Genomic DNA, 23807 nt, shown 5'->3' on the forward strand with positions numbered 1-23807 from the left:
GTAACTGCCTTCCTGGTATGACGTGGCAACGAGGAGGAACGCCGTGACAGAGCGCCGCATCGCCGTGGTCACCGGGGGGACCGCCGGCATCGGCCGGGCCGTCGTGCGGGAACTGGCCGCGCACGGCTGGGACGTCGCCGTGCTGGCCCGCGGGGAGGCCGGCCTGAAGGGGGCCGTCGAGGACGTGGAGGCGGCCGGCGGACGCGGGCTGGGCGTCGCGACCGACGTGGCCGACCTCGACCAGGTGCGCGAGGCGGCCGACCGGATCGAGCGCGAGCTGGGCCCGATCGACCTGTGGGTCAACGACGCGTTCTCCGGCGACCTGCGCTACTTCTGGGACATCCCCGCCGACGAGTACCGGCGGATCACCGACGTCACCTACTACGGCCAGGTGCACGGCACCCGGGTGGCGCTGGAGAAGATGCGGCCCCGCGACCGCGGCGTGATCGTGCAGGTGGGCAGCGCGCTGGCGTTCCGCGGCATCCCGCTGCAGAGCGCGTACTGCGGCGCCAAGCACGCGATCAAGGGGTTCACGGAGAGCGTGATCGCCGAGCTCAAGCACTCCGGGAGCCGGGTACGGGTGAGCATGGTGCAGCTGCCCGGCGTCAACACTGTGCAGTTCGACTGGAACGCCAGCGAGTTCGAGCAGCACCCGCAGCCGGTCGCCCCGATCTTCCAGCCCGAGGTCGCCGCCCGCGCCATCCGGTTCCTGGCCGACCACCCGCGCCGCAACCTGTGGGTGGGGTTTTCGACGGCGAAGACGATCCTCGGCAACCGGGTGGCGCCCGGGTTCATGGACTGGTACCTGGCCCGCAAGGTGGTCGAGGGCCAGCTCAGCGACTCCGACGGCCCGCGCCACGGCAGCAACGTGTTCGAGCCGCAGGACGACGACGCCGACCGCGGCGCGCACGGCATGTTCGACGACCGGGCCAAGTCCCGCGACGCCTGGTCGTGGGCGTCGATGCACCGGGTGGCGCTCGCGGGCGCCGCGGCGGTGGCCGCCGCCGGCGCCGTGGCGCTGGGCCGCCGGAGGGGCTGACCGGCAGCCGAAGATCCGGGGGCTAACCTGACCTCGGTGGGCAACAGAACAGGGCCGGCAGTGCGACGGCCGGGGCGCGGCCCCGGCCGGCTGCCGACGCACCGGCTGGTGCTGGCGATGGCGCTGATCTCGACCGCTCCGCCGCTGGTGCTGCACGACGGCTGGCGCGGCGTGCCCGTCGCGGTGGCCGCCGTGGCGTACGCGGCCTATCTGCTGCTGGGCAAGCGCCTGCCGAGGCTGCGCCGGCGCCGGCCGTCCCGGCTCGAGCGCGACGACGACTGAGGGGCCCCGCGGCGCGGAGCCCCTCGCACGGCCGTCCCATCAGGCGCGGACCGCGACGGTGGCGGGCCCCCGGACCGTACGCCTCGTGGTCTGGATCATGGCGAACGCGGTGAGCACGACCGCCGTCGCCGCGATCAGCGCGAACGGCAGCGGCGACGCGTCCGGCCAGACCCGGTCGGCGCGGGCGGAGCCGAACGGCAGGATCGTGGCCGTCGACGCGACCAGCCCGCCCAGCACCCCGGTCACCGTGACCAGCACGCCCTCGAGCGACACCATGGCGAGCAGCTGGCCCCGGGTGGAGCCGGCGAGGCGCTGCTGGGCGAACTCGCGGCGGCGGTGCACGGTGGCCGCGATCAGCGTGTTGACCAGCATGATCGCCACGAACAGCGTGATCATGCCGATGACCACGTAGTTCAGCGTCTTGATGTCCTGCGCGTAGTCGGGCTGCACCTGCCCGGCCGCGGCGTCGTCCTCGATGCCCTGCATGTAGACGGTGGCCGTCGCGATGCCCGTGAACAGCAGCACCGGCATCACCGCCGAGGCCAGCTGCCGCGTCCGTGCGTGCACCCCGGTGACCGCCAGCTCCCCGGCGGCGCCCAGCAGCCGGACGACCGGTCCCAGCACGGCCGTGACCAGCCGCAGCAGCTCCGGCGCGAGCAGCGCCAGCCCGACCGACGACCAGATGCCCGCCTGCCCGGCCGTCTGCATCGCGTCGATGCCCTTGCCGTCCATCAGGGTGGCGGTCAGCACCGCGCAGTTGGCGCCGGTCAGCAGGAACAGCCCTCCGCCGATGCGCCGCAGCAGCGGCCGCTCCCGTCGCGGACCGAGCTTGGACGTACGCCGGGCCGTCGCGACCCCGGCCGCGAACGAGCCCAGCAGCGTGACCCCGAAGCCGGCGCCGAGCGCGGTCACGCCGAACGCGGCGTCGACCGTGCCGGCGACCTGCCCGGTGTCGTGCAGCAGCGAGACCAGCAGCCGGCCCAGCGCGAACCCGGCCGGCACCGCGACCGCCGAGGCGGCCAGCGCGATCAGCAGCGCCTCCCCCACGATCATGCGGCGCAGCTGCGGCCCGGTCGCGCCGGCGCGCCGCAGCACGGCCATCTGGTCGGCGCGCTGCCGGACGGCCAGGCTCAGCGTCGAGGTCACCGCGAACGCGACGATGACCAGGCACCAGCCGCCGCCGATGCTCGCCGTGGTGCTCAGCGACTCGCTGCTGACCGCGTCGGCGTCCGCGGCGGTGTCGATCAGCGACGCGAACGCCATGATGAGGGCGGCGCCGAGGAACGCGGACAGGAACGTGGCGACGAAGCCGCCGGGGCGGTGGCGCAGGTTGCGCAGCGCGACGGCGATCATGCGACCGCTCCCATCGCGCGGTCGCCGAGATGGGCGAGGCGTTCGGCGACGGCGTCCGCGGTGGGCGCGTGCAGCGACCCTGCCAGCCGGCCGTCCGCGAGGAACAGCACCGAGTCGGCGTACGCGGCGGCGACCGGATCGTGGGTGACCATCACGACCGTGCGCCCGAACTGGTGCACCACCGACCGCAGCAGCTCCAGCACCTCGCGGGCGCTGCGCAGGTCGAGCGCGCCGGTCGGCTCGTCCGCGAAGATCACCGCGGGCTCGGCGACCAGCGCCCGGGCGACGGCCACGCGCTGACGCTGGCCGCCGGAGAGCCGCTCGGGCAGCTCGCCGGTCCGGTCGCCCAGCCCGAGCTGCTCGAGCACCGTGCGCACCCGCCGCCGGTCGGCGCGGCGGCCGGCCAGGCGCAGCGGCAGCACCACGTTCTGCTCGACGGTGAGCGAGGGCAGCAGGTTGTAGTCCTGGAAGACGAAGCCCACCCGGGCCCGCCGGAACTTCGTCATCGGGGTGTCCTTGGTGGCCGTCAGCTCGGCGCCGTCGATGAACACCCGGCCGCCGGTCGGGCGGTCGAGCCCCGCCGCGCACTGCAGCAGCGTGCTCTTGCCCGAGCCGGACGGTCCCATCACCGCGGTGAAGCTGCCCGCGGCGAACCCGGCGGTGACCCCGTCCAGGGCGGTCACGCCGCCGTCGTACGTCTTGTAAAGCTCTTCGACCTTCACGATGTCCGTCATGGGATACACCGTACGAGCGCACTACCCTTGAACGCGGTAGTGCTAGCACCCCGATCGAGCTAGTGCACTAGGGTGAGGTGCTCTAGTGCACCAGGAGGCCCGGATGGACATCCCCGTGTATCGCAGGATCGCCGCCGAGCTCGCCGCCCGGATCGCCGCCGGCGAGCCCGCTCCCGGCGAGCGCATCATGTCGACCCGGCAGATCATGGCCGAGTACGGCGTGGCGATGGCAACCGCCACCAAGGTGATCGCCCAGCTGCGCGACGAGGGCCTGGTCCGGGCCCGGCCGGGCGTCGGCACGGTCGTCGCCGCCGGGGCCGTGCTGCCCGGCGCCGCGCCCGACCGCGACCTGGTCGTCCGCACCGCCGTCACGATCGCCGACGCCGAGGGGCTGACCGGCCTGTCGATGCGGCGCCTGGCCGGCGAGCTGGGCATCCCCACCATGTCGGTCTACCGCCACGTGGCCGACAAGGAGGAGCTGGTGCTGTTCATGATGGACAAGGTCATGGCGGCCAACCCTCCCCCGCCCCACCTGTCGCCGGCGCGCGACGGCTGGCGCGCCTGCGTCGAGGCGCTGGCCCGCCTGCAGTGGTCGATGTACCGCCGCCACACGTGGCTGGCGCAGGCCGTCTCGTTCACCCGCCCGCTGCTGGCCCCGCACGCGATGGCCCACACCGAGTGGACGATGCGGGCCCTGGAGGGCTTCGGCCTCACCCCGGCCCTGCAGTTCCGCACCGCCGTGACGGTCGCCAACTACGTCCGCGGCACCGCGGTCAACCTCGAGGAGGAGGCCCAGGCCGAGCAGGAGACCGGCATCACCGACACCGAGTGGCTGGCAGCCCAGCAGCAGCGCATGACCGCCGTCCTGGCCACCGGCGAGCTACCGCTGATGGCGCGCTTCATAGCCACCGGCGACCAGGACTTCGACCTGGACATCCTGCTCGACTTCGGCCTGCAGCGCCTCCTCGACGGCCTCGAGACCCTGCTGTCCGCAGCCTCCGGCTGAGCGCCTCCGGTTCACGTCTCCTTGCCGGCGACATGGCCCACCACGGCCGCTACGAACGCGAACACCGCGGCGACGAGAAAGGCCACCATGACCGACATCTCCGGCCGCTGCACGGCGAGGAAGGCATCGAACCCGAAGATGTTCTCGCAGGTCGACTGTTCACACCGTCCGGGGACCAGCCGGCACGAGATCGGGGACAGTCGTACGGGTAGGTGAGAGCCAGAGTCACCAAGCCGCCTCCGATCGCGCTCATGAAGAGGTTCTTGCCGCCGTCGAGGAAGCTCAGCACGCCGTCCATGTCCACCACGGTGGGCCGGTGGGCGCGCCGCGGGTACCGAGCAACCGTTCAGCGTCGCCCCCCCATCGGGGATCGCCCCGGCCGCCGATCATCCGATCGAGTCCGGAACCCGGCCGTGCCGATATGTGGCAGGCGTGGGCAGGAGACAAGAAAAGGTGAAGAGGGTACGGTTTGCGGTCATGACCGACACCAACCAGCCGGCCGGCCGTCACGCCGCCAAGCCGGACGACCTCGGCGCCCGCTCGACCGTCAACATCAAGAAGTATCTGTTGAAGGACGAGGAGCTCGAGCGCCGGGCCGCGACCGAGGGCCGCCACGCGGCCGCCGAGCCGGAGCCCGAGGCTCGCGGCTGAGCTCAGGCGTCGTCGCCGAGGTCCTCCGGGATCTCGGCCCGGCGCCGGCGGAAACCGGCGAACAGCGGCGCGGCCAGCGCCAGCATCACCACGATCCACAGGATCACGGTCAGCGGCGACGACACGAGCACCGTCCAGTCGCCCTCACTGAGCGCGAGCGCCCTGCGCAGCTGCTGCTCGGCCAGCGGCGCGAGGATCAGCCCCACCACGGCCGGCGCGACGGGCACGCCCGCCTCCCGCATGAGCAGACCGATCAGGCCCAGCACGGTGAGCACGATCAGGTCGGCGACGGTGCCGCCCGCGGCGAAGGCGCCCAGGCAGGCGAAGACCAGCACCCCGGCATAGATCCCGTACGCGGGGATCGTCAGCAGCCGCACCCACAGGCGCACCAGCGGCAGGTTGAGCACCAGCAGCAGCACGTTGCCGATGTAGAGGCTCGCGATCAGCGCCCACACCAGGTCCCCGGACTCGCTGAACAGCTGCGGGCCGGGCTGCAACCCGTACGACTGGAAGGCCGTCAGGATCACCGCCGCCGTCGCCGAGGTGGGCAGCCCGATCGTCAGCAACGGCACGAGCACCCCGGCCGCGGCGGCGTTGTTGGCCGCCTCGGGACCGGCCACCCCCTCGATCGCGCCGTGGCCGAACTCCGCGCGGTTCTTGGACAGCCGCTTCTCGAGGCTGTAGCTGAGGAACGTGGGCACGTCGGCGCCGCCCGCGGGCAGGCTGCCGATCGGGAAGCCGAGCGCGGTGCCGCGCAGCCATGCCGGCCACGACCGGCGGAAGTCGGCGCGCGACAGCACCGGATGACCGCGCACGGGCTCCACCCGGCTGTCCCCGGTGCCGGCGAGCAGGTGCGCGAACGCCTCGCCGAGCGCGAACAGCGCCACCACCACGATCACCACGTCGATGCCGTCGAGCAGCGACGGCACGCCGAACGCGAGCCGCGCCTGCCCGGTCTGGGTGTCGATGCCGACCAGCCCGACCGTCGCGCCGATGACCAGGCTCGCGGCGCCCTTGAGCAGGCTGGGTCCCAGCAGCGCGCTGACCGTCACGAACGCGACCGCCATCAGCGCCACGTACTCGGGCGGGCCGAAGTGGATCGCGACGTCCGCGACGACCGGCGCGAACGCCGACAGCGCGATCGTGCCGATGGTGCCGGCCACGAAGCTGCCGATCGCGGCCGTGGCCAGGGCGGCCGCGCCCCGTCCGGCGCGGGCCATCCGGTTGCCCTCCAGCGCGGTCGCCACCGAGGCGCTCTCGCCGGGGGTGTTGAGCAGGATCGACGTGGTCGAGCCGCCGTACATGCCGCCGTAGTAGATGCCGGCGAACATGATGAGCGCCGCGGCGGGCTCCAGGCGGAAGGTGACGGGCAGCAGCAGCGCCACCGTGAGGGCCGGGCCGATGCCGGGCAGCACGCCGACCGCGGTGCCGATCGTGACGCCGACCAGCGCCCACAGCAGGTTGCCCGGGGTCAGCGCGTCGGCGAAGCCGGTGAGCAGGTCACCCATGTCAGAACCCCCACGGCCCGGTCGGCAGCGACAACCCGATCAGCACGTCGAAGATCAGAAAAACCACGACGGCCAGAGTCCAGCCGTACGCCACCACGCGCGCCGGATGCGGGGCGCCGAGCAGCAGAGCGGCGCTGACGAACAGGCCCGCGCTGCACACGACGTACCCCATGATCGGCAGCAACAGGGCGAACGCGATCAGCGTGACCACCAGGGCCGCCAGCCGTCCCAGGCGCCGGTGCTCGCCGGTGCGCGTACGCAGGGAACGGCGCGACTGGAACGCCAGGCCGCCGCCGAGGAGGCCCAGCAGCACACCGAGCAGCGTCGGCGCCGCGGCCGGGCCCAGGGCGTCGTCGGAGCCGCGCAGCCGGGCCGCGTCGACCAGCACGACCACCGCCCCGACGATCATCAGGATCCCGAGCAGCCCGGCGGCCCTCTTCTCCGACTCCTCGTTCATGCCAGCCCCATCTTCACCAGCACGTCGGTGACGGTGCGCCGCTCGGTCTCGATGTACTGCTCGAACTGCTGCCCGGTGAGCGTGGCGTCGATCCAGCCGCGCCGCTGCAGCGTCTCGCGCCAGGACTCCGTACGCGTCATCCGCACCAGCAGGTCCTCGAGGTCGCGTTCCTCGTCGGCGCTGATCCCCGGCGGGGCGACCACCCCGCGCCAGTTGGCGAGCTCCACGTTGACGCCCTGCTCCTTGAGCGTCGGCACGTCCGGCAACGCGGGCAGCCGCTGCGGGCTGGAGACGGCCACCGGGCGTACGGTCCCCGCCTCGATCTGCGCCTCGAGCTCCGAGACCCCGGACACGCCGGCGGTCGCGCGGCCGGAGAGCAGTGTGGACAGCGCCTCGCCGCCGCCGGAGTGCGCCACGTAGTTGACCTCGCCCGGGTCCACGCCGATCGCGTCGGCGATCAGCCCCGCCAGGATCTGCTCGATGCCGCCCGCAGACCCGCCCGCGAACGACACCTTGCCCAGGTCCTGCCTCATCCGCGAGACGAGGTCGCCCATCGTCCGCACCGGCGAGTCCGCCGGCACCACGATCACCTCGTAGTCGGTGAGCAGCCGGGCCAGCGGCGTCGTCCGGTCCAGCGCGACCGGCGCGTCGTTGCTCTCGATCGCGCCGACCATCACCAGCCCCATCACCATGAGCTGGGTGGCGTCGCCGTCGAGCCGCACGAACTGGCTCAGCCCGATCGTCCCGCCGGCGCCCGCCACGTTGTAGACCTCGGTGCGCCCCACCTCGTCGCGCAGCGCCGACTGCATCTCGCGGGCGGTCTGGTCCCACCCACCGCCGGGCGCGGCCGGCGCCATCAGCCGCAGCTGCCGCCCGTTGAGGAAGCCCGCGTCCTCGCCGTTGCCCCACACTGTGGACGCCACCAGCGCGACGGTCGCCAGCGCCGCCGCCACGTACGGCCCCACGGCCGCCGGTTTCCAGGCCATCCGCATCCCACCTACGCTTTCGTGGACGTTCCGCCCGACCCTCACATAGATTCAGGTTCCTGGATCTTTCATCCTGCCCTGGGAGGCGGCGTGACGCACGTCCTGGTGGTCGGTGGCGGCAACGCCGGATTCTGCGCCGCGCACGCCGCGGCCGCCCGCGGCCGGCGGGTTGTGCTGCTCGAGAAGGGCTCGCCGGCCGAGGCGGGCGGCAACAGCTTCTACACCGCCGGGGCGTTCCGGATCGCGCACGAGGGCCTGCCCGACGTGCTGGAGTTCGTCGACCCCGACGAGCGCCACCCGACGACCGACCTGCCGCCCTACCCCGCGTCGAGCTTCGCCGAGGACCTCGCCCGCGTCACCGGCGGGCGCAACGATCCGGAGCTGTCGCGGGTGCTGACCACCGGCAGCGGCCCGGCGATCCGGTGGCTGCACAGCCTCGGGCTGCGGTTCCGGCTGATGTACGAGCGGCAGGCGTACCGCGGTTCCGACGGGCGCCACACGTTCTGGGGCGGGCTGGCCGTCGGCAGCACGGGCGGCGGTCAGGGGCTGATGGAGCAGCACACCCGCGCGGCGCTCGACGCCGGCATCGAGATCCGGTACGGGGTGCGGGCCACCGGCCTCGTGACGGCGGACGGGCGGGTGACCGGGGTGCGGACCTCGTCGGGCTCCGTTGTGGAGGCCGAGTCGGTCGTGCTCGCCGCCGGGGGCTTCGAGGCCGACCCCGCCTGGCGGCGTGAACACCTCGGCCCCGGCTGGGAGCGGGCCCTCGTACGGGGAACGCCTTTGAACACCGGCGACATGCTGCGCGCGGCGCTGGACATCGGCGCCGCACGCGGCGGTGACTGGTCCACGTGTCACAGCGTGGCCTGGGACGCGGGCGCCGCCCCCACCGGCGACCGCGAGCTGACCAACCGGCTGACCCGGCAGAGCTATCCGCTGGGCATCGTGGTCAACCTCGACGGCCGCCGCTTCCTCGACGAGGGCGCCGACTTCCGCAACTACACGTACGCCCGCTACGGCGCGGAGATTCTGGCCCAGCCCCGGGGCATCGCGTTCCAGGTCTTCGACGCCGCCATCCGCCCCCTGCTGCGCACCGAGGAGTACGACTCCCCCGGCGCCACCGTCGTGACCGCCCCCACGGTGACCGCCCTGGCCGAAGGCATGGGCGTCGACGCCCGCACCCTGCACCGGACGATCGCCGCCTTCAACGCCGCCATCGACGAGAGCATCCCCTTCGATCCCACCGTAAAGGACGGCCGCGCCTCCCGCACCGACCCGCCCAAGAGCAACTGGGCGCTGCCCATCCGGACGGCGCCCTTCTCCGCCTTCCCGGTGACGTGCGGCATCACGTTCACGTTCGGCGGTCTGCGCGCCGACACGCACGGCCGGGTCCTCGACACCGCCGGCTCCCCGATGCCCGGCCTGTTCGTCTGCGGCGAGATGCTGGGCGGCCTCTTCAGCGGCAACTATCCCGGCGGCAGCGGCCTCACCGCCGGCGCCGTCTTCGGCCGCCGCGCCGGCGAACTCGCCTGACCCGCCGGGCTACCGCAGGGCCCGGCGGCCCTTCACGACACCCAGAACGATCGACGCGACGAGCGCGATGAGCCCGAGGATGAGCAGCCACTTGACGGCCTTGATGACCAGCCCCAGCACGATGAGCACAATCGCCACGATCCCCAGCGTCACCAGCAGCGCCCGCATAGCCTTTTCCTAACGTAGAAGAGGCTTCGTATTGCCCCGAACAGCGCTCCTCCAACCGCTGGCCTCAACCCCCGATTCCCGCAGTCGTGCCCGCGCTCCCTCGGCCGCCGTCACCTCGCTCGACCCGGCCCGGTCCGCCGACATGGCTCCGCTCCTCCCGCGGCAGCGACCGCGCCTGCCCGCCGACACGACCACGCTCCCCGCGCCGCAGCGACCGCGCCTGCCCACCGACAGGACCCCGCTCCTCCCGCGGCAGCGACTGCACCTCCCCGCCGACACGACCACGCTCCCCGCGCCGCAGCGACCGCGCCTCCCCGCCGACACGACCACGCTCCCCGCGCCGCAGCGACCGCGCCTCCCCGCCGACAGGACCACGCTCCCCGCGCCGCAGCGACCGCGCCTCCCCGCCGACAGGACCCCGCTCCCCGCGCCGCAGCGACTGCACCTCCCCGCCGACATCACAGCGCATAACCAACCCGTCGTGACCGCGCCGCCGTGGCAGCACCTGCGTCCGCCTCGTTTGCGGCCACTGTCACGGCAATTGCGCCGCGTCACGCCGTAATAGCGGCAGCCGCCTCTCTTGCCGCCGCCTCGCTCACCGGCAGATCGCCGTCTCCCACCTGCCACCGTCACCGCCCACCACATCGGCGTCCACTGGTCACTGCACACGGTTCGCTCGCCGACGCCTCAGTACTCCCGCTCGCGCCCCCATCAGCTCACCGCCGCCGCCACGGGAACCTCTAGTCGCCCACCGCACGAGTCGGCCTCTCCAGCACACCTGCGTTCTGGAACCACGCGCTGCGGACCAGCCCGCAGGCGTGTCCGCCAGTGCCTGCCCGCCGCCGGCATCTTCGGCCTGCGACCGCCACAAGCCCGCGTCGCCAACCGCCGGACCGCCCGTCAGCGCCTCGCACCATCGACCCCGCCCGGACCGCCGGCCGGGTCGTCCGGTCGGCAGCGGCCCAGCTGCCCCCGAGCCGGCCAACCCCTCCCGGCACGGCCAGCTGTCCCCCGAAGCCCGGTCACCCCTCCCAGCGCGGCCGGCCGTCGCCTGAAGCCTGCCCACCCCTCTCAGCGGCCAGCCGTCTCAAAGCCCACCCATCCCGTCCCGGCGCGGCCGGCCGTCTCCTGCGGCCCGCCCACCCCTCACAGAGCGGCCAGCCGTCCCCCGAGCCAGCCCACCGCCTCCCCAACCCGACCCCTCTCAGCGCGGCCAGCCGTCCCAAAGCGCGCCCATCCCGTCCCGGCGCGGCCGGCCGTCTCCTGGGGCCCGCCCACCCCCTCACAGCGCGGCCAGCGTCCCCCGAGCCAGCCCACCCCCTCACACAGCGCGACCAGCCGTCTCCCGAGCCAGCCCACCCCCTCCCAGCGCGGCCAACTGTTCCCCAAGCCAGCCCACCGCCTCCCCCGCCCGCCCAGGGAAAGAAAGTAGAGGGGCGCGACGCTACCGCCCCCGACGATCGGAAGCCCGGCGTCGTCCACAGGAGTGGACGCTCCGGATACCGGCCGGCGCCCCCGTCCACAGACCGGGCGCGCCGGATTTGGGTCCCGGGCACCCACGCGGGAGGATCGCAGGCGTGGGCGGGAGCGCGGACTCGGCGACACGGCTGCGCGTGACGCTGCTGGGCGCCTTTCAGGTGCGGCACGGCGAGGCGGCCGTGCCGGTTCCGGGCGCGCGGGTGCGGGGCCTGCTCGTGCGGCTGGCGCTGGCCGGCGGGCGGGCGGTGGAGACGGCTGCGCTGGTCGACGCGCTGTGGCCGCAGGAGCAGCCCGCCGACCCGGTGAACGCCCTGCAGGCGCTGGTGTCGCGGCTGCGCAGGATGCTGGGCTCGCCGGGTGCGGTCGCGCCGACGGCGAGCGGCTACCGGCTGGCGGTGGAGCCGGCGGACGTCGACGCGCTGCGGTTCGAGCGGCTCGCCGCTGACGGCCGGGAGCGGCTGCGGACGGGTGAGCCGCGAGCCGCGGTGTCGCTGCTCGGGGAGGCGGCCGCGCTCTGGGCCGGTCCGCCGGGTGCGGAGCCCGCGGTTGTCGCGGAGGTGGCGCCGGCTGTCGCGACGCGGCTGGCACGGGTGTCGGTCGAGGCGGCTGCCGACCTGGCCGAGGCCGAGGTGGCGCTGGGCAGTGCGGCCGCGGCTGCCGCCCGGCTGACCGATCTGCTCGCCGACGACCCGGTGCACGAGCGGGCGGCGGCGCTGCTGATGGATGCGCTCGCCGTGCAGGGGCGGCAGGCGGAGGCGCTAACGGTCTACGAGCGGGTGCGCGCGGACCTCGCGGACCGTCTCGGCGCCGACCCGGGTTCCGCGTTGCGGGAGCGCCACACCCGGCTGCTGCGCTCGCCGAACGGGTCGCCGGCCGCCGGCGACCCCGGGCGGCCCGCGGGAGCAGGGGCCGTCGCGGGCAATCTGCCCGCGCCGCTGACCAGCTTCGTCGGGCGCGACGACGACCTGGCGCGGATCGACACGCTGCTGGCCTCTGGCCGGCTGGTCACCGTGCTCGGGCCGGGCGGCGCGGGCAAGACGCGGCTCGCGCTCGAGGCGGCCCGCCGGCACCGGCACGAGTACGCGGACGGCACCTGGCTTGTCGACCTGGCCGCGATCACCGAGCCGGCGAAGGTCACCGCGGCGCTGCTGACCTCGGTGGGGCTGCGTCGCACCGCCCTGTTCGACCCCAAGGTGCGCGACGAGTTCGACGAGCTCGCCGGGCGCGAGATGCTGCTCGTGGTCGACAACTGCGAGCACCTGATCGACGCGGTCGCGCACCTGGTGGCCGCGCTGCTGCCGCGCTGCGACCGGCTGCGGGTGCTGGCGACCAGCCGCGAGCCGCTCGCGATCGACGGCGAGGCCCTGGTGCCGCTGGGCCCGCTCACTCTGCCCGAGCCCGGCGACGGCGTGGAGCAGGCCCGCCGGACGGCGTCGGTCCGCCTCTTCGCCGAGCGGGCGGCCGCCGTACGCCCGGGGTTCGACGTCGACGACACGACGCTGGCCGACGTGGTGCGGGTCGTGCGCGGCCTCGACGGCATGCCGCTGGCTCTGGAGCTCGCCGCCGCCCGGCTGCGCACGCTGTCGCTGGCCGAGCTCACGGCGGGGCTGTCCGACCGGTTCCGGCTGCTCACCACGGGCAGTCGCACCGCCGCGCCCCGGCACCGCACGCTGCGCGCGGTCATCGCCTGGAGCTGGGACCTGCTGGGCGAGCACGAACGTACGGTGGCCGAACGCGTCGCCGTCCTGCCGGGCGGCGTGACCCAGGCGTCGGCGGCCGCGGTGTGCGCCGGCACCGAGGTGCCCCCGGCCGAGATCCCGGAGCTGCTCGCCGCCCTGGTGGACCGGTCGATTCTGCAGCTGGCCGCGGAGGGCCGCTACCGGATGCTGGAGACCCTGCGCGAGTACGGCGTCGAGCGGCTCACCGAGCAGCGGGCGCTCGGTTCCGTACGCGACCTGGCGGCCCGGTATCTGTCGGAGCTCGTCGCCCGGCTCGACCCGCAGCTGCGCGGTCCCGGTCAGCTCGACGCGCTGCGGGTGCTGAACGCGGAGTACGACAACGCGCTCGCCGCGCTGCGCCACCTGTGCGACTCCGGCGACGGCGACGCCGCAGTACCGCTCGCGATGAACCTGGCGTGGTACTGGCAGATGTTCGGCCGGCACGCCGACGCCTCGTTCTGGCTGGCCGCGGCGCTGGCACAGCCCGGTGGGCCGTCGCTGCAACACGACTGTGCCGAGGCGGTGCTGCTGCTCAACCGGATCAGCAGCCGCGGAGCGATGACGGAGCAGGAGACCGAGGCGATCGAACGCGGCGACGCCGAGCTGCGCGACCTCGCCGACCGCCTGCTCGCGCATCCCGCGCTGCCCGGTCTGGCCGGCGCGCTGACCGGGGTGACGCTGTTCTTCCTGCGGCAGGCCGACGCGGCGCTCGCCCTGTTCCAGCGGCTCGCCGAGGGGCCGGACACCTGGCTCGCCGGCCTGTCCCACCTGTTCCGGGCGCAGTTCGCCGAGAACGAGGGCGACCTCGAGCAGGTACGGGTGGACGTGGCCGCCGCGCTGGACCACTTCGGCCGCAGCGGCGACCGGTGGGGCCTGGCGACGACCTTGCCGATGCGCGCTCTGCTGCGTCAGTACGACGGCGACCTCGACGGCGCGCTGGCCGACCTGAGCGAGGCCCGGGCGCTGGCGCGGCAGTTCGGGTCGCTGAGCCTGGGCGACGAGATCTTCATCGATCTGCGCTGGATCGACCTGCACATGCGGCGCGGGGAGTTCGACCAGGCGATAGCGCTGCTCGAGACGACACGGGAGCGGACGCTGCGCACCCGCACGCCGGAGCTGATCACGCTGCTCAACGCGCTCGAGGCTGGCATGTGGGTGCGGCTGGGCGACACGGACCGGGCGGGTGAGCTGCTCGACCGGGCCGACGAGGAGTTCGCGGCCGATCCCACGCTCGCCGGCGACCACGGCCGGGCGATCGCCGGCGCCATGCGGGCGGCCCTGTGCGTGAAGCTGGACGACGCCGCCGGCGCGGAGAGGGCGCTGCTCCGGGCGTACCCGGCGGCTCTGGAGAGCCGGGACATGCCGATCCTGGCGCTGGTGGCCGTGGCCGCCGCCGGGCTGGCCGCGCACCGGGGCCGGCACGCCGAGGCGGCCCGGCTGCTGGGCTCGGCGGCCCGGCTGCGCGGCACCCACGACCGCAGCGACGTGCAGGTCCGGGAGCTGAGCGCCCGCTGCCGCGCCGCGCTGGGCGACGACGGCTACGCCGCGGCGTACGAGTCCGGCTGGGGCGTGGACGGCAAGACGGCCTCTGCCCAGGTGGACCCGGCCCGGCTGCACGCGCAGCTCGCCGGCGGCCCACCTGCGCCCCCGCCGGCGACGGTCGAGGCGCGCCAGGCCTGAGCCCGGCGCACCCCTCGTCGGGCGGCGTCGTGCCGCTCAGGCGCGCCGGGCGTAGCCGCGCAGCGCCAGCGGCACGAAGACCACCAGCAGCCCCGCCATCCAGGCCAGCGTGAGCGTCAGCCCGTGCGCCACCGGGCCGCCCACGAGCAGCCCGCGGATCGCCTCGACCAGCGGGGTGATCGGGTTGACGTGCACGAACGCCTGCAGCCAGCCGGGCAGCGTGTCGGTCTGCACGAACACGTTGCTGCCGAACGACAGCGGGAACACCAGCAGGAACATCAGGCCCTGGACGGCCCCGGGCGTACGCACCAGCATGCCCACCCACACCGAGATCCAGCAGAAGCACAGCCCGAACGCGATGCTCAGCCCGATGGCGGCGACCGCCGGCACGAAGCCGGTCTGCACCCGGAAGCCCATCAGCATGCCGAAGCCGAGCATCACCACGCACACCGTCAGGTAGCGCACGATGTCAGCGCTGACCGCGCCCACCAGCGGGGCCGACCGGGCGATCGGCAGCGACCGGAACCGGTCGAACACGCCCTTCTCGATGTCGGCGTTGAGGTTCTGCCCGAGCGCGATGCCGCCCATGGCCAGCGACTGCGCGAGCATGCCGGGCAGCAGGAACTGCAGGTAGCCCTGCCGGTCGCCGCCGGAGAGGGCGCCGCCGAACAGGTACGTGAACAGCAGCAGGAAGATCACCGGCTGCAGCGTCACGTCGAGCAGGGCCTCCGGCGTGCGCATCGTCTTGATCAGGCTGCGGCGGGCGAGCGACACGCTGTGCCGGACGAGCGCCGCGAACGAGCCGCCCCGGGGCCGGTCGAGGTCGCGGGCGAGGTCGGGGGCGGAGACGTCGAGCGTGGTCATACGAGTTCCTCTTTCCGGGTCTCGGTGAGGGCGTGGAACACCTCGTCGAGGCGGGGCAGGTGCAGGCCGAGGTCGATCAGCTCGACGCCGGCCTGGCGCAGGGCGGGCACGACCTCGTCGAGGGCGGTGTCGTCGGTGACCGGCACCGTGACGGCGCCGGGGCGGGCGCCCGCGGACGCGTCCGCGGAGGCCTCGGTGCCGGGGGCGGCCACCTTGTCGAGCACCCGCTGCACGTCCGGGACCCGCTGCGGGTCGGCGGGGCGGACGCGCAGGGTGAGCCCGCCCACCCGGCGCTTGAGCCCGTCGGGGTCGTCGTGCGCGATGACCCGGCCGTGGTTCACCACCACGATCTCGTCGGCCAGCGCGTCGGCCTCCTCGAGGTACTGGGTGGTGAGCAGCACGCTCGCGCCCTGGGTGACCTGGGAGCGGACGACGCCCCACATGTCCTCGCGCTTGGCCGGGTCGAGGCCGGTGGTCGGCTCGTCCAGGAAGATCACCTCGGGGTGGCCGACCAGGCTGGCGGCCAGGTCGAGGCGGCGCCGCATGCCACCGGAGTACGTCTTGGCCATCCGCCCGGCGGCCTCGGTCAGGTCGAACCATTCGAGCAGCTGGGCGGCGCGCCGCTTGGCGTCGCGGGTGGTCAGGTCGAGCAGCTGCCCGATGAGAACCAGGTTCTGAGTGCCGGTCAGGTCCTCGTCGACGCTCGCGTACTGACCGGTCAGCCCGATCCGCCGGCGCACCCGCCCGGGATGTTTCAGCACGTCGATGCCGGCCACCTCGGCGTGCCCCTCGTCCGGGCGCAGCAGGGTGGCCAGCACGCGTACGGCGGTGGTCTTGCCCGCGCCGTTCGGCCCGAGCACGCCGAGCACCGTGCCCCGGCGCATCGCCAGGTCCACCCCGTCGAGCGCCTGCGTCTTGCCGAACCGCTTGCGCAGGCCCTCGGCGCGCACCACGAGATCGCTCATCTTTCGTCCCCTCCGTCGCGGGCCGCCCTGGGGCAGCGGCCCTCGGCGAAGAGACTTCCGCGCGGCGCTGACAGCCCGCGCACATATCGCTGACATCCGCGGGCGTGCCGCTGACACGGCCGATCAGCGGCGGCGGTGGCTGCCCTTGCGGGGCTTGACGGTCCACATCACGAGCGCGCCGACCAGCATCACGATCGGCAGGGCGGCCAGCCAGAGCAGCGGCGGCACGGGCTCGTCCTTGGCGGCGCGCGAGACGGATTCGGGCTGCCGCAGCTGCGCGGGCGGGCTCGCGGCCGGCGGCTTGGTGGTGGGCTTGGCAGCGGCGCGCAGGTCGGGGCCGATGACGGAGAGGATCCAGGGCGCGATCGCGTCGACCCGGGCGGAGGTGTCCGCGCCGGTGTGCGGGCAGAGCGGGCCGCGGCTGACCACGCCGACGACCACGGCCGGGCCGGTCGGGCCGCCGGTGAAGTACGGGCCGCCGGAGTCGTGCGGGCAGGCGCTGGTGTCGTCGCGCGGCGCCGTGCCGACGATGCCCATCTCGAGCCGGTCGACGTCGGTGATCCGGAACCGGCCGGTCTGCAGGCGCTCGGTCGTCTGTTTGGCCTTGCCGTTGGTCAGCCCGAACCCGACGAGCCGGACGCCGAGGCCCCGGACGGGCTTCTTGCGGTTGAGCCGGAGCGGGGTGATGGCGGTGATCGGCCGGTCGAGCCGGGCGAGCGCCACGTCCGCGTCGCCGTGCTGGCGGACCTCCACGACGTTGGCGCTGAAGCCGGCCGACCCGGTGAGGTCGGCGCGGCCGATGGTGGCGACGGTGCGGTCCGCGACCGGGCGCGACACCCGCTTGTCGTTCTCGTCCTTGAAGCAGTGCCCCGCGGTGAGCACCCAGCGCGGCGAGACCAGCCCGCCGGAGCACGAGCTGTTGCGCTTGCCGCCGTCGGCCGTCGGGATGCCGATGTCGGTGAGCTTGACCGCGAACTCGTACTGTCCGTCGGCGACGTCATCACCGTTAGCGATCGCGTGAGCCGGCATGCTCGGAGCCCCGGCCCCCAGCGTTGCGGCGACCAGCGCGACGACGACCCTCGCTAGCGTCTTCATCGCTGAAGATCATAGGAACAACCCGCCAGTCACGGACCGCGACCGGCGGGTTGCTCCGCGGGCCCGGTCAGGAGCGGATGAACTCGAGCAGGTCGGCGTTGATGGTCTCGGCCTGGGTGGTCGGCATGCCGTGCGGGAAACCGGCGTACGTCTTGAGCACGCCGTTCTTGAGCAGCTGGGCCGACAGCGGGGCGGAGTCCGCGTACGGGACGATCTGGTCGTCGTCGCCGTGCATGACCAGAACCGGGACGGTGATCTTCTTGAGGTCCTCGGTGAAGTCGGTCTGGCTGAACGCCACGATGCCGTCGTAGTGGGCCTTGGCGCCGCCCATCATGCCCTGGCGCCACCAGTTCTGGATGATCGCCTCGCTGGACTCGACACCGGGCCGGTTGAAGCCGTAGAACGGGCCGGCCGGCAGCGACCGGTAGAACTCCGAGCGGTTCGCGGCGAGCTGCGCCTGCAGGTCGTCGAACACGCTCTTGGGCAGGCCGCCCGGGTTGCTCTCGGTCTGCACCATGATGGGCGGTACGGCGCTGATGAGCACCCCCTTGGCGACCCGGCTCTCGCCGTGCCGGGCGATGTAGTGCGCGACCTCGCCGCCGCCGGTCGAGTGTCCGACGTGGACCGCGTCGTGCAGGTCGAGGTGCGCGGTGAGCGCGGCCAGGTCGTCGGCGTAGTGGTCCATGTCGTGCCCGTCGGACACCTGCGACGACCGCCCGTGCCCGCGCCGGTCGTGCGCGATGACGCGGAAGCCGTGCTGCACGAAGAACAGCAGCTGCGTGTCCCAGTCGTCGGCCGACAACGGCCAGCCGTGGCTGAACACGATGGGCTGCCCCGATCCCCAGTCCTTGTAGAAGATCTCGACGCCGTCGTTCGTGGTGATGTAAGGCATTCCCGTCCCCCTTCGCTGTGCGCGGAACGGCCGCGCACGCCCCCAAGCTATGCCGCCACCAGGCCCGAAACCAGAACCACGTGATGAACATCAAGGTCGTCCGGATTCCGCGACGGGAGCGCTCCCGTCCGGCGCGAGCGACGCCCGTCAATCACCGACGGGCGGTTCGGCGGCGGCCTTCGCGACGAAATGCTCGGCCGCGGCGGCGTCCACGCCCACTGTGGAGAGCACGCCCGCGCCGTTCTCCTCCTCCAGCAACCCCAGCAGCACGTGTCCCGTGCCCACGCCCTCGTCACCGAGGCGCAGAGCCGCCCGGAACGTGAGCTCGAGCGCCTTGCGCGCGCGGGCGTCGTACGGGATCAGCACCGGCTCGGCGTCGCCGCGCGGCGGCAGGCTCGCGGACACCGTCTCGCGCGCCCGGCCGAGGTCGAGGCCTTGGGCGCGCAGGGCTGCGGTCGCGGTGCCCTCGGTGCCGAGCAGGCCGAGCACGAGGTGCGCGGGGGTCATCTCGGCGTTGCCGGCCTTCTTGGCCTCGTCCATGCTCGCCACGATCGCGGTGCGGGCGGGCCGGGAGAACCGCTGAAAGGCGCGCGACATGTCGGTGTCGGGTTTGCCGACGAACCGCTTCTGGGCCGCCTGCTTGGTGACGCCCATGCTGCGGCCGATGTCGGTCCAGGACGCGCCGGATCGGCGTGCCTGGTCGACGAAGTGGCCGATGAGGTGGTCGGCGACCTCGCCGAGGTGATCGGCCAGCAGCATCGCGTCGGTCAGCCGGTCGAGGGCGTCGGTGTGGTTGCGGGTGATCGCCGTGATCAGGTCGTCGAGCCTGACCGGCGGAGTCGTCTGCGTCATGCCGTCAACCCTAGGTTGACCGATGGGCACCGTCAACTCAGGGTTGACGGGTGGCGAAGCCGGTCTCGTAGGCGAGCACGACGGCCTGCACGCGGTCCCGGACCTCGAGCTTGCTCAGGATGCGGGCCACGTGGGTCTTGACCGTGGTCTCCGCCACGACCAGCTCGGCGGCGATCTCGGCGTTGGACAGCCCGCGGGCCATCAGGCGCAGCACGTCGCGCTCGCGGTCGGTGAGGGCGGCCAGCTCGGGCGGCGGCCCGGTAGGGCGCGGCGGGGCGCCGAACCGCTCGACCAGCCGGCGGGTGATGGACGGCTCGATCAGCGAGTCGCCGGTGGCGGCCGCGCGCACCGCGGCGATCAGGCGGGTGGACGGGGCGTCCTTGAGCAGGAATCCGGCCGCGCCCGCGCGCAGCGCGCGGTAGACGTACTCGTTCTGGTCGAAGGTCGTCAGCACGACGATCGTGGGCGGGTCGCGGTGGCGCAGGATCTCCTCGGTGGCGGCCAGGCCGTCCAGCTCGGGCATGCGGATGTCCATGAGAACCACGTCCGGGCGGGCCAGCTGCGCCTGGCGCACGGCCTCGGCGCCGGTGCCGGCCTCGGCGACCACCTCGATGTCGCCCTCGGCCTCGAGGATGACCCGGAAGCCGGTGCGGACCAGCGTCTGGTCGTCGGCGATCAGCACCCGGATCTTCTCGGCCATGTCAGCGATTCTGCCCTGCCCCCGTACGCCCGGGGGTCCTCCTCGAGGACGATGCGCCCGCGCGATGTCATCCCGCGGGCAGACGAGGACTACCCGCCCGGATTCCTACCGTCGTCGGCATGGATGCGAGAGGGGACAGGGCGATGAGGGGAATCCGTCCGGTGGACTATGTGGTGGCCGGGGCGCTGACCGCGCTGGGCGCGCTGCTGATGGTGGAGAACATGAGGGCCGGGGACGACAGCGGGCTGGCGCACCCCGTATCGACGACGTCGTGGGTGATCCTGCCGGTGTTCCTGCTGGCGATGGCGCCGATCCTGTGGCGACGGCGGCACGTGCTGGCCGTGGTGGGCGTCAGCGTGGCGGCCATGGGCGTGCACGTGCTGGCGTTCGGCTGGCTCACCCGGTGCGGCGCGGGGCTGCCGCTGGCCGCCGCTCTCGCGTACGCCGTGGCCCGGTACGCGCCGGGCGCGCGCAACCAGGTGATCGGTCTGGCCGGCGTCGTCGCGCTGGGGCTGGTGACGCTCGTGCGGGACTCGTCGACCGGCGGCCTGGCGCACGGCTGGGAAATCGGGCTGCCGGCTGCCGCGCTCTTCTACGGCCTCGGCCTCGCGGTCCAGAATCGAGTTGCGCGCAGGCAGCAGCCGGCCGCGGTTGCTGCGGCCTGACGCGGAAGGGGGCCGGCCATGCGGGGAGTGCGGGTCGTCGACTGGCTGATCGCGGGCGCCCTCACCGCCATGGGCGTGGTGCTGATGGCGCTCGACACGGCCGCGTACGGCCGGTCGGTGTGGATGATCCCGGTGTTCGCCGCCGCCACGGTTCCGGTGCTGTGGTGGCGGCGCAGCACTCTCGCGGTGACCGCGGTCGCGCTGGCGGTCATGGTGGTGCACGACCTGCTGTTCGGCTGGGTGACCCGCTGCGGCGCGGGGCTGCCGCTGGCGTTCACGCTCGTGTTCCTGGGGGCGCTGACCTACGAGCGGACGAAGGCCCTGCTCACCCTGGCCCTCACCGTCGCGCTCTGCTTCGCCGTCCTGGTGGTCGACGGCTCCGCGGGGCCTGGGGCCATGGTGCTGGCCGCGCCGGTCACGTTCCTCCTGTTCGGTGTGGGGCGGGCCGCCCGGCAGCGCAGCGCCCTCAACCGCCGGCTGCGCAGCCGCGACGAGGAGCTGCGCCGGCTGCGCGACGAGCGGGCGGCGCTGATGGTCGCCGACGACCGGGCGCGGCTGTCGGGCCGGCTCGACGGGCTGCTGCAGGAGCGCCTCGGCGAGCTGACCCGGGCCGCGGAGTCGGCGGACGGGCTGCCACCGGCCCAGGCCAAGGAGCTGCTCGCGCGGATCGAGACGGGCGGCCGGCAGACCATGGACGACATGCGCGAGCTCGTCGGGCTCCTGCGCAGCGGCGAGGTCGACCTGACACCGGCGCCGACCGTGGCGCACCTGGAGGCGCTGCTGGCGCGCACCGAGTCGCCGCGCTCGCGGCTCACGGTCAGCGGCGACCCGCGGGCGCTGCCGGCCACGGTGGAGCTGTCGGCGTACCGGATCGTCGAGTACCTGGTAGAGGCGCTCGGCGGGCTGGAGGTGGCGGTGCGGTTCTGCGACGACGCCCTCGAGATCCGGGTGAACGGCTCGGTGGGGCGCGGCGCCGAGGTCCGTGCGGCGGTCACCCGCGTCCGGGAACGCGCCCGGCTGCTGGGCGGCTCGGTCGACGTGAAGGTGACGCGCGGCCGGGCGCACGTGGTGGCGCAGCTGCCGGTGCCGGGATGACCTGGGAACGGGCCGGGATCGCGGCGCTGCTGCTGGTCGTCGTCGCGCTGCCCACGGCCGTGCACGGCGGGTGGAGCACGCTGACCTGGCTGGTGCTGGCGAGCGGATGCACGCTGCTGTGGTGGCGCGAGCACCCGCGGGCGGTCGCGGTGGCGGGCGGCGCGCTGTGGCTGGCCGCGGGCACCCGGGACGGCTACCTGCCCGACGCGGCGCTGGTGCTCATGGCGCTGCTGGCGGGCGTCGCGGCCCTCGCCTGGACGGGCCGGGCCGCCTGGGTCGCCGGCGCGGGCCTGGTGGCGTACGTCGTGGGTCTGTGGCTGCTCGTGCACGACAGCCTCGTGGCGCTGGCCATGTTCTCCGTGCCGGCCTTCCTGGCGGGCACCGTGCTGCGCCTGCGGCGGGAGACCGCCGACGAGCTCGCCGAGCGCGGGCGCGAGCTGGAGGAGGAGCGGGAGCTGTTCGCCGACCTGGCACTGCGGCACGAGCGCGCCCGGATCGCCGCGGAGCTGCACGACATCGTCGGGCACGCGATCAGCGTGATGATCATCCAGGCGGCGGCCGGGCAGCGGCTGGTCGACCGCGATCCCGAGCTGGCCCGCGAGGCGTTCGGCGCGATCGCGGAGTCGGGCCGGCAGGGGCGTGCCGACCTGCAGCGGCTGGTGGACCTGCTCGGCGGCACCGAGGTGGGCGGGCCCGACCTGTCGCTGATCGAGGAGGTCGTGACCCGCGCGGCGCGCAGCGGGCTGGACGTGTCATGCCGCTTCGAGGGCGACCGCGACGGGGTGCCCGCGCCGGTCGCGCACCTGGCGTTCCGGGTCGTCCAGGAGAGCCTGACCAACGCGCTGCGTCACGCCCCGGGCGCACCGGTGCGGGTGGTGGTCGCCGGGGCCGGACGGTCCTTGCGCGTACGGGTGGACAACGACGCGTCCCGGCTGGAGCGCCTGGATCTGGGCGGCACCGGGCGCGGGCTGACCGGGCTGCGGGAACGGGTGCAGCAGCAGGGCGGCCGGCTGCAGTCCGGCGCGACCGCGGCCGGCGGATGGCGCACCGAGGCGTGGCTGCCCGGCTAGCCCCGGCGCGCCCGGCGCCAGACGAGCTGCTGGACCAGCAGCGTGAGCACCCCGGCGATCACGATCGAGGCCACGTTGATGAGCAGCTGCACGGCGGAGCCGACCGCCTCGTCGCGGACGCCGTAGGCCAGCGCGACCGCGGCGTTGGCCGCCGCGGGCACGGTGGTCACCGAGATCAGCACGCCGACCAGCGTGCCGGCCTTGGCGGAGGTCAGCGACAGGATGCCGGCGACGCCGCCGAGGAAGCCGACGATCCACGACAGCGCGTCGGGCCGCCAGATGAAGTCGGTCAGCGGCCGCTCGCCGAGCAGCATCGACTTGTTCACCAGATCGGCGGCGGTCATCAGCCACACCGCGCCCACGGTGATCACCATGCCGACCGGGAAGCCGACGCCCAGCGCCAGCAGCGAGCGGCCGGCCAGCCTCGGCTTGCGCTGCACGAGCCCGACGCACAGGGCGGCGAGCGGGCCGAACTCCGGGCCGACCACCATCGAGCCGACGATGAGGATCGGCTGGTCCAGCAGCACGCCGATCGCCGCGATGATCGTGGCGACGGTCATGAACGCCAGGAACGAGGCCGACAGCGCGGTCTCCTCGCCGGTCTGGTGCTCGATCTCGTGCCAGACGACCGCGTCGACGCCGAGGCCGGGCACCCGCCGCTCGGCGCGCTCGGCGGAGGCGGACAGGGTCGCGTCGACGCGTTCGACGACGATGGCGCCGTCGCTGTCGAGCCCCAGCGCGCGCAGCCGGTCGAAGACCGGGTCGGCGCCCTCGCGGACGACGTCGAACTCGATCACGTCGCCGCTGGGCGCGTGCGCCGCCCCGCGCAGCAGCACCAGGTGCGTGACGGCGTCCTCGCCGGTCAGCGCCTCGAGCGCCGGCTCGGTGAGCCGGTCGGGCGCGATGACCCGTACGTGCAGCATGTCCGCCCCTTAAGATCAATGTCACGGTGAGTCTAGGACCGGTCGTCGCGTAGTGTTGGTCGCGGTGTGCCGGGAAGACTGGTCGGCGACGT

General features: G+C 73.9%; 22 protein-coding genes. 9 read left to right on the top strand and 13 right to left on the bottom strand.

What is annotated here, in order from left to right:
• Window positions 1–43: 43 nt before the first annotated feature.
• A complete protein-coding gene (locus ACSNN8_RS29465; RefSeq protein WP_436653114.1) occupies window positions 44–1039 on the top strand; it encodes an SDR family oxidoreductase in 996 nt (331 codons plus the stop codon).
• A 36-nt stretch (window positions 1040–1075) separates the two neighbouring features.
• Entirely contained in the window at window positions 1076–1321 is a 246-nt protein-coding gene (locus ACSNN8_RS29470; protein WP_436653116.1) for a hypothetical protein, read from the top strand.
• 39 nt (window positions 1322–1360) lie between these two features.
• Here ACSNN8_RS29470 and ACSNN8_RS29475 read toward each other — a convergent pair whose 3' ends face one another.
• Together ACSNN8_RS29475 and ACSNN8_RS29480 are read right to left on the bottom strand one after the other, a co-directional pair.
• Window positions 1361–2674 carry an FtsX-like permease family protein gene (locus ACSNN8_RS29475; RefSeq protein ID WP_436653117.1) on the bottom strand — a complete coding sequence of 438 codons (1314 nt, stop codon included), beginning with the start codon at window positions 2672–2674 and terminating at the stop codon, window positions 1361–1363.
• Window positions 2671–3408 (bottom strand): ABC transporter ATP-binding protein, encoded by a 738-nt coding sequence (locus ACSNN8_RS29480; protein ID WP_436653118.1) that lies wholly within the window; start codon window positions 3406–3408, stop codon window positions 2671–2673. The genes ACSNN8_RS29475 and ACSNN8_RS29480 overlap by 4 nt, the downstream gene beginning before the upstream one ends.
• A 103-nt stretch (window positions 3409–3511) precedes the next feature.
• Between ACSNN8_RS29480 and ACSNN8_RS29485 the strand changes: the two genes are divergently transcribed.
• On the top strand, window positions 3512–4414 hold the full coding sequence (locus tag ACSNN8_RS29485; protein WP_436653120.1) for a TetR/AcrR family transcriptional regulator C-terminal domain-containing protein: 903 nt from the start codon (window positions 3512–3514) through the stop codon (window positions 4412–4414).
• 477 nt (window positions 4415–4891) lie between these two features.
• Complete coding sequence (locus ACSNN8_RS29490) at window positions 4892–5065, top strand: hypothetical protein (RefSeq protein WP_436653122.1); 174 nt, start codon at window positions 4892–4894, stop codon at window positions 5063–5065.
• A 2-nt stretch (window positions 5066–5067) separates the two neighbouring features.
• On the opposite strand, the gene ACSNN8_RS29495 is transcribed toward ACSNN8_RS29490, so the two are convergent.
• From ACSNN8_RS29495 to ACSNN8_RS29505, 3 genes are read right to left on the bottom strand one after another with little or no spacing between them, the layout of a single operon-like run.
• On the bottom strand, window positions 5068–6573 hold the full coding sequence (locus ACSNN8_RS29495; protein WP_436653123.1) for a tripartite tricarboxylate transporter permease: 1506 nt from the start codon (window positions 6571–6573) through the stop codon (window positions 5068–5070).
• A 1-nt stretch (window position 6574) separates the two neighbouring features.
• Complete coding sequence (locus ACSNN8_RS29500; RefSeq protein WP_436653125.1) at window positions 6575–7030, bottom strand: tripartite tricarboxylate transporter TctB family protein; 456 nt, start codon at window positions 7028–7030, stop codon at window positions 6575–6577.
• The gene (locus tag ACSNN8_RS29505; protein ID WP_436653127.1) at window positions 7027–8016 is read right to left on the bottom strand and encodes a tripartite tricarboxylate transporter substrate binding protein; all 990 of its coding nucleotides are present in this window, start codon (window positions 8014–8016) and stop codon (window positions 7027–7029) included. The genes ACSNN8_RS29500 and ACSNN8_RS29505 overlap by 4 nt, the downstream gene beginning before the upstream one ends.
• 90 nt (window positions 8017–8106) lie before the next feature.
• Here ACSNN8_RS29505 and tcuA point away from each other — a divergent pair, with 90 nt between their 5' ends.
• Window positions 8107–9549: an FAD-dependent tricarballylate dehydrogenase TcuA gene (gene tcuA, locus ACSNN8_RS29510; protein WP_436653128.1), complete on the top strand. Its 1443-nt coding sequence runs from the start codon at window positions 8107–8109 to the stop codon at window positions 9547–9549.
• 9 nt (window positions 9550–9558) lie between these two features.
• Here the strand turns inward: tcuA and ACSNN8_RS29515 are convergent, their stop codons facing one another.
• Entirely contained in the window at window positions 9559–9717 is a 159-nt protein-coding gene (locus ACSNN8_RS29515; RefSeq protein ID WP_436653130.1) for a hypothetical protein, read from the bottom strand.
• Window positions 9718–11294: 1577 nt separating this feature from the next.
• Between ACSNN8_RS29515 and ACSNN8_RS29520 the strand changes: the two genes are divergently transcribed.
• Window positions 11295–14594 carry a BTAD domain-containing putative transcriptional regulator gene (locus tag ACSNN8_RS29520; protein ID WP_436653132.1) on the top strand — a complete coding sequence of 1100 codons (3300 nt, stop codon included), beginning with the start codon at window positions 11295–11297 and terminating at the stop codon, window positions 14592–14594.
• A gap of 36 nt (window positions 14595–14630) precedes the next feature.
• On the opposite strand, the gene ACSNN8_RS29525 is transcribed toward ACSNN8_RS29520, so the two are convergent.
• The 6 genes from ACSNN8_RS29525 to ACSNN8_RS29550 form a co-directional block, all read right to left on the bottom strand.
• Complete coding sequence (locus ACSNN8_RS29525) at window positions 14631–15458, bottom strand: ABC transporter permease (protein ID WP_436653134.1); 828 nt, start codon at window positions 15456–15458, stop codon at window positions 14631–14633.
• Entirely contained in the window at window positions 15455–16423 is a 969-nt protein-coding gene (locus ACSNN8_RS29530) for an ATP-binding cassette domain-containing protein (RefSeq protein WP_436653136.1), read from the bottom strand. The genes ACSNN8_RS29525 and ACSNN8_RS29530 overlap by 4 nt, the downstream gene beginning before the upstream one ends.
• A 123-nt stretch (window positions 16424–16546) precedes the next feature.
• Window positions 16547–17518 (bottom strand): S1 family peptidase, encoded by a 972-nt coding sequence (locus ACSNN8_RS29535; protein WP_436653138.1) that lies wholly within the window; start codon window positions 17516–17518, stop codon window positions 16547–16549.
• A gap of 67 nt (window positions 17519–17585) precedes the next feature.
• On the bottom strand, window positions 17586–18410 hold the full coding sequence (locus ACSNN8_RS29540) for an alpha/beta fold hydrolase (protein ID WP_436653139.1): 825 nt from the start codon (window positions 18408–18410) through the stop codon (window positions 17586–17588).
• Between the two features lie 147 nt (window positions 18411–18557).
• Window positions 18558–19262: a Clp protease N-terminal domain-containing protein gene (locus ACSNN8_RS29545; protein ID WP_436653141.1), complete on the bottom strand. Its 705-nt coding sequence runs from the start codon at window positions 19260–19262 to the stop codon at window positions 18558–18560.
• A gap of 37 nt (window positions 19263–19299) precedes the next feature.
• Entirely contained in the window at window positions 19300–19962 is a 663-nt protein-coding gene (locus tag ACSNN8_RS29550) for a response regulator (protein ID WP_436653142.1), read from the bottom strand.
• Between the two features lie 143 nt (window positions 19963–20105).
• Here ACSNN8_RS29550 and ACSNN8_RS29555 point away from each other — a divergent pair, with 143 nt between their 5' ends.
• From ACSNN8_RS29555 to ACSNN8_RS29565, 3 genes are read left to right on the top strand one after another with little or no spacing between them, the layout of a single operon-like run.
• Window positions 20106–20627, top strand: coding sequence for a hypothetical protein (locus ACSNN8_RS29555; protein ID WP_436653144.1), 522 nt, complete (start codon window positions 20106–20108; stop codon window positions 20625–20627).
• Between the two features lie 18 nt (window positions 20628–20645).
• Complete coding sequence (locus ACSNN8_RS29560) at window positions 20646–21722, top strand: sensor histidine kinase (RefSeq protein ID WP_436653145.1); 1077 nt, start codon at window positions 20646–20648, stop codon at window positions 21720–21722.
• Entirely contained in the window at window positions 21719–22792 is a 1074-nt protein-coding gene (locus ACSNN8_RS29565) for a sensor histidine kinase (protein ID WP_436653147.1), read from the top strand. Before ACSNN8_RS29560 ends, ACSNN8_RS29565 begins: the two co-directional genes overlap by 4 nt.
• Here the strand turns inward: ACSNN8_RS29565 and ACSNN8_RS29570 are convergent.
• Window positions 22789–23715: a DUF389 domain-containing protein gene (locus ACSNN8_RS29570; RefSeq protein ID WP_436653148.1), complete on the bottom strand. Its 927-nt coding sequence runs from the start codon at window positions 23713–23715 to the stop codon at window positions 22789–22791. The two genes, ACSNN8_RS29565 and ACSNN8_RS29570, sit on opposite strands and share 4 nt — an antisense overlap.
• Window positions 23716–23807: the final 92 nt, after the last annotated feature.

The sequence above is a fragment of the Actinoplanes sp. URMC 104 genome (assembly GCF_051386375.1).
GTDB lineage: Bacteria > Actinomycetota > Actinomycetes > Mycobacteriales > Micromonosporaceae > Actinoplanes.

Coding starts and splice junctions, on each gene's coding strand:
- ACSNN8_RS29490 (WP_436653122.1), top strand. CDS start 4,892: ATGACCGACACCAACCAGCCGGCCGGCCGTCACGCCGCCAAGCCGGAC.
- ACSNN8_RS29535 (WP_436653138.1), bottom strand. CDS start 17,518: ATGAAGACGCTAGCGAGGGTCGTCGTCGCGCTGGTCGCCGCAACGCTG.
- ACSNN8_RS29550 (WP_436653142.1), bottom strand. CDS start 19,962: ATGGCCGAGAAGATCCGGGTGCTGATCGCCGACGACCAGACGCTGGTC.
- ACSNN8_RS29505 (WP_436653127.1), bottom strand. CDS start 8,016: ATGGCCTGGAAACCGGCGGCCGTGGGGCCGTACGTGGCGGCGGCGCTG.
- ACSNN8_RS29500 (WP_436653125.1), bottom strand. CDS start 7,030: ATGAACGAGGAGTCGGAGAAGAGGGCCGCCGGGCTGCTCGGGATCCTG.
- ACSNN8_RS29570 (WP_436653148.1), bottom strand. CDS start 23,715: ATGCTGCACGTACGGGTCATCGCGCCCGACCGGCTCACCGAGCCGGCG.
- ACSNN8_RS29525 (WP_436653134.1), bottom strand. CDS start 15,458: ATGACCACGCTCGACGTCTCCGCCCCCGACCTCGCCCGCGACCTCGAC.
- ACSNN8_RS29545 (WP_436653141.1), bottom strand. CDS start 19,262: ATGACGCAGACGACTCCGCCGGTCAGGCTCGACGACCTGATCACGGCG.
- ACSNN8_RS29495 (WP_436653123.1), bottom strand. CDS start 6,573: ATGGGTGACCTGCTCACCGGCTTCGCCGACGCGCTGACCCCGGGCAAC.
- ACSNN8_RS29555 (WP_436653144.1), top strand. CDS start 20,106: ATGAGGGGAATCCGTCCGGTGGACTATGTGGTGGCCGGGGCGCTGACC.
- ACSNN8_RS29480 (WP_436653118.1), bottom strand. CDS start 3,408: ATGACGGACATCGTGAAGGTCGAAGAGCTTTACAAGACGTACGACGGC.
- ACSNN8_RS29530 (WP_436653136.1), bottom strand. CDS start 16,423: ATGAGCGATCTCGTGGTGCGCGCCGAGGGCCTGCGCAAGCGGTTCGGC.
- ACSNN8_RS29540 (WP_436653139.1), bottom strand. CDS start 18,410: ATGCCTTACATCACCACGAACGACGGCGTCGAGATCTTCTACAAGGAC.
- ACSNN8_RS29560 (WP_436653145.1), top strand. CDS start 20,646: ATGCGGGGAGTGCGGGTCGTCGACTGGCTGATCGCGGGCGCCCTCACC.
- ACSNN8_RS29475 (WP_436653117.1), bottom strand. CDS start 2,674: ATGATCGCCGTCGCGCTGCGCAACCTGCGCCACCGCCCCGGCGGCTTC.
- ACSNN8_RS29565 (WP_436653147.1), top strand. CDS start 21,719: ATGACCTGGGAACGGGCCGGGATCGCGGCGCTGCTGCTGGTCGTCGTC.
- ACSNN8_RS29515 (WP_436653130.1), bottom strand. CDS start 9,717: ATGCGGGCGCTGCTGGTGACGCTGGGGATCGTGGCGATTGTGCTCATC.
- ACSNN8_RS29485 (WP_436653120.1), top strand. CDS start 3,512: ATGGACATCCCCGTGTATCGCAGGATCGCCGCCGAGCTCGCCGCCCGG.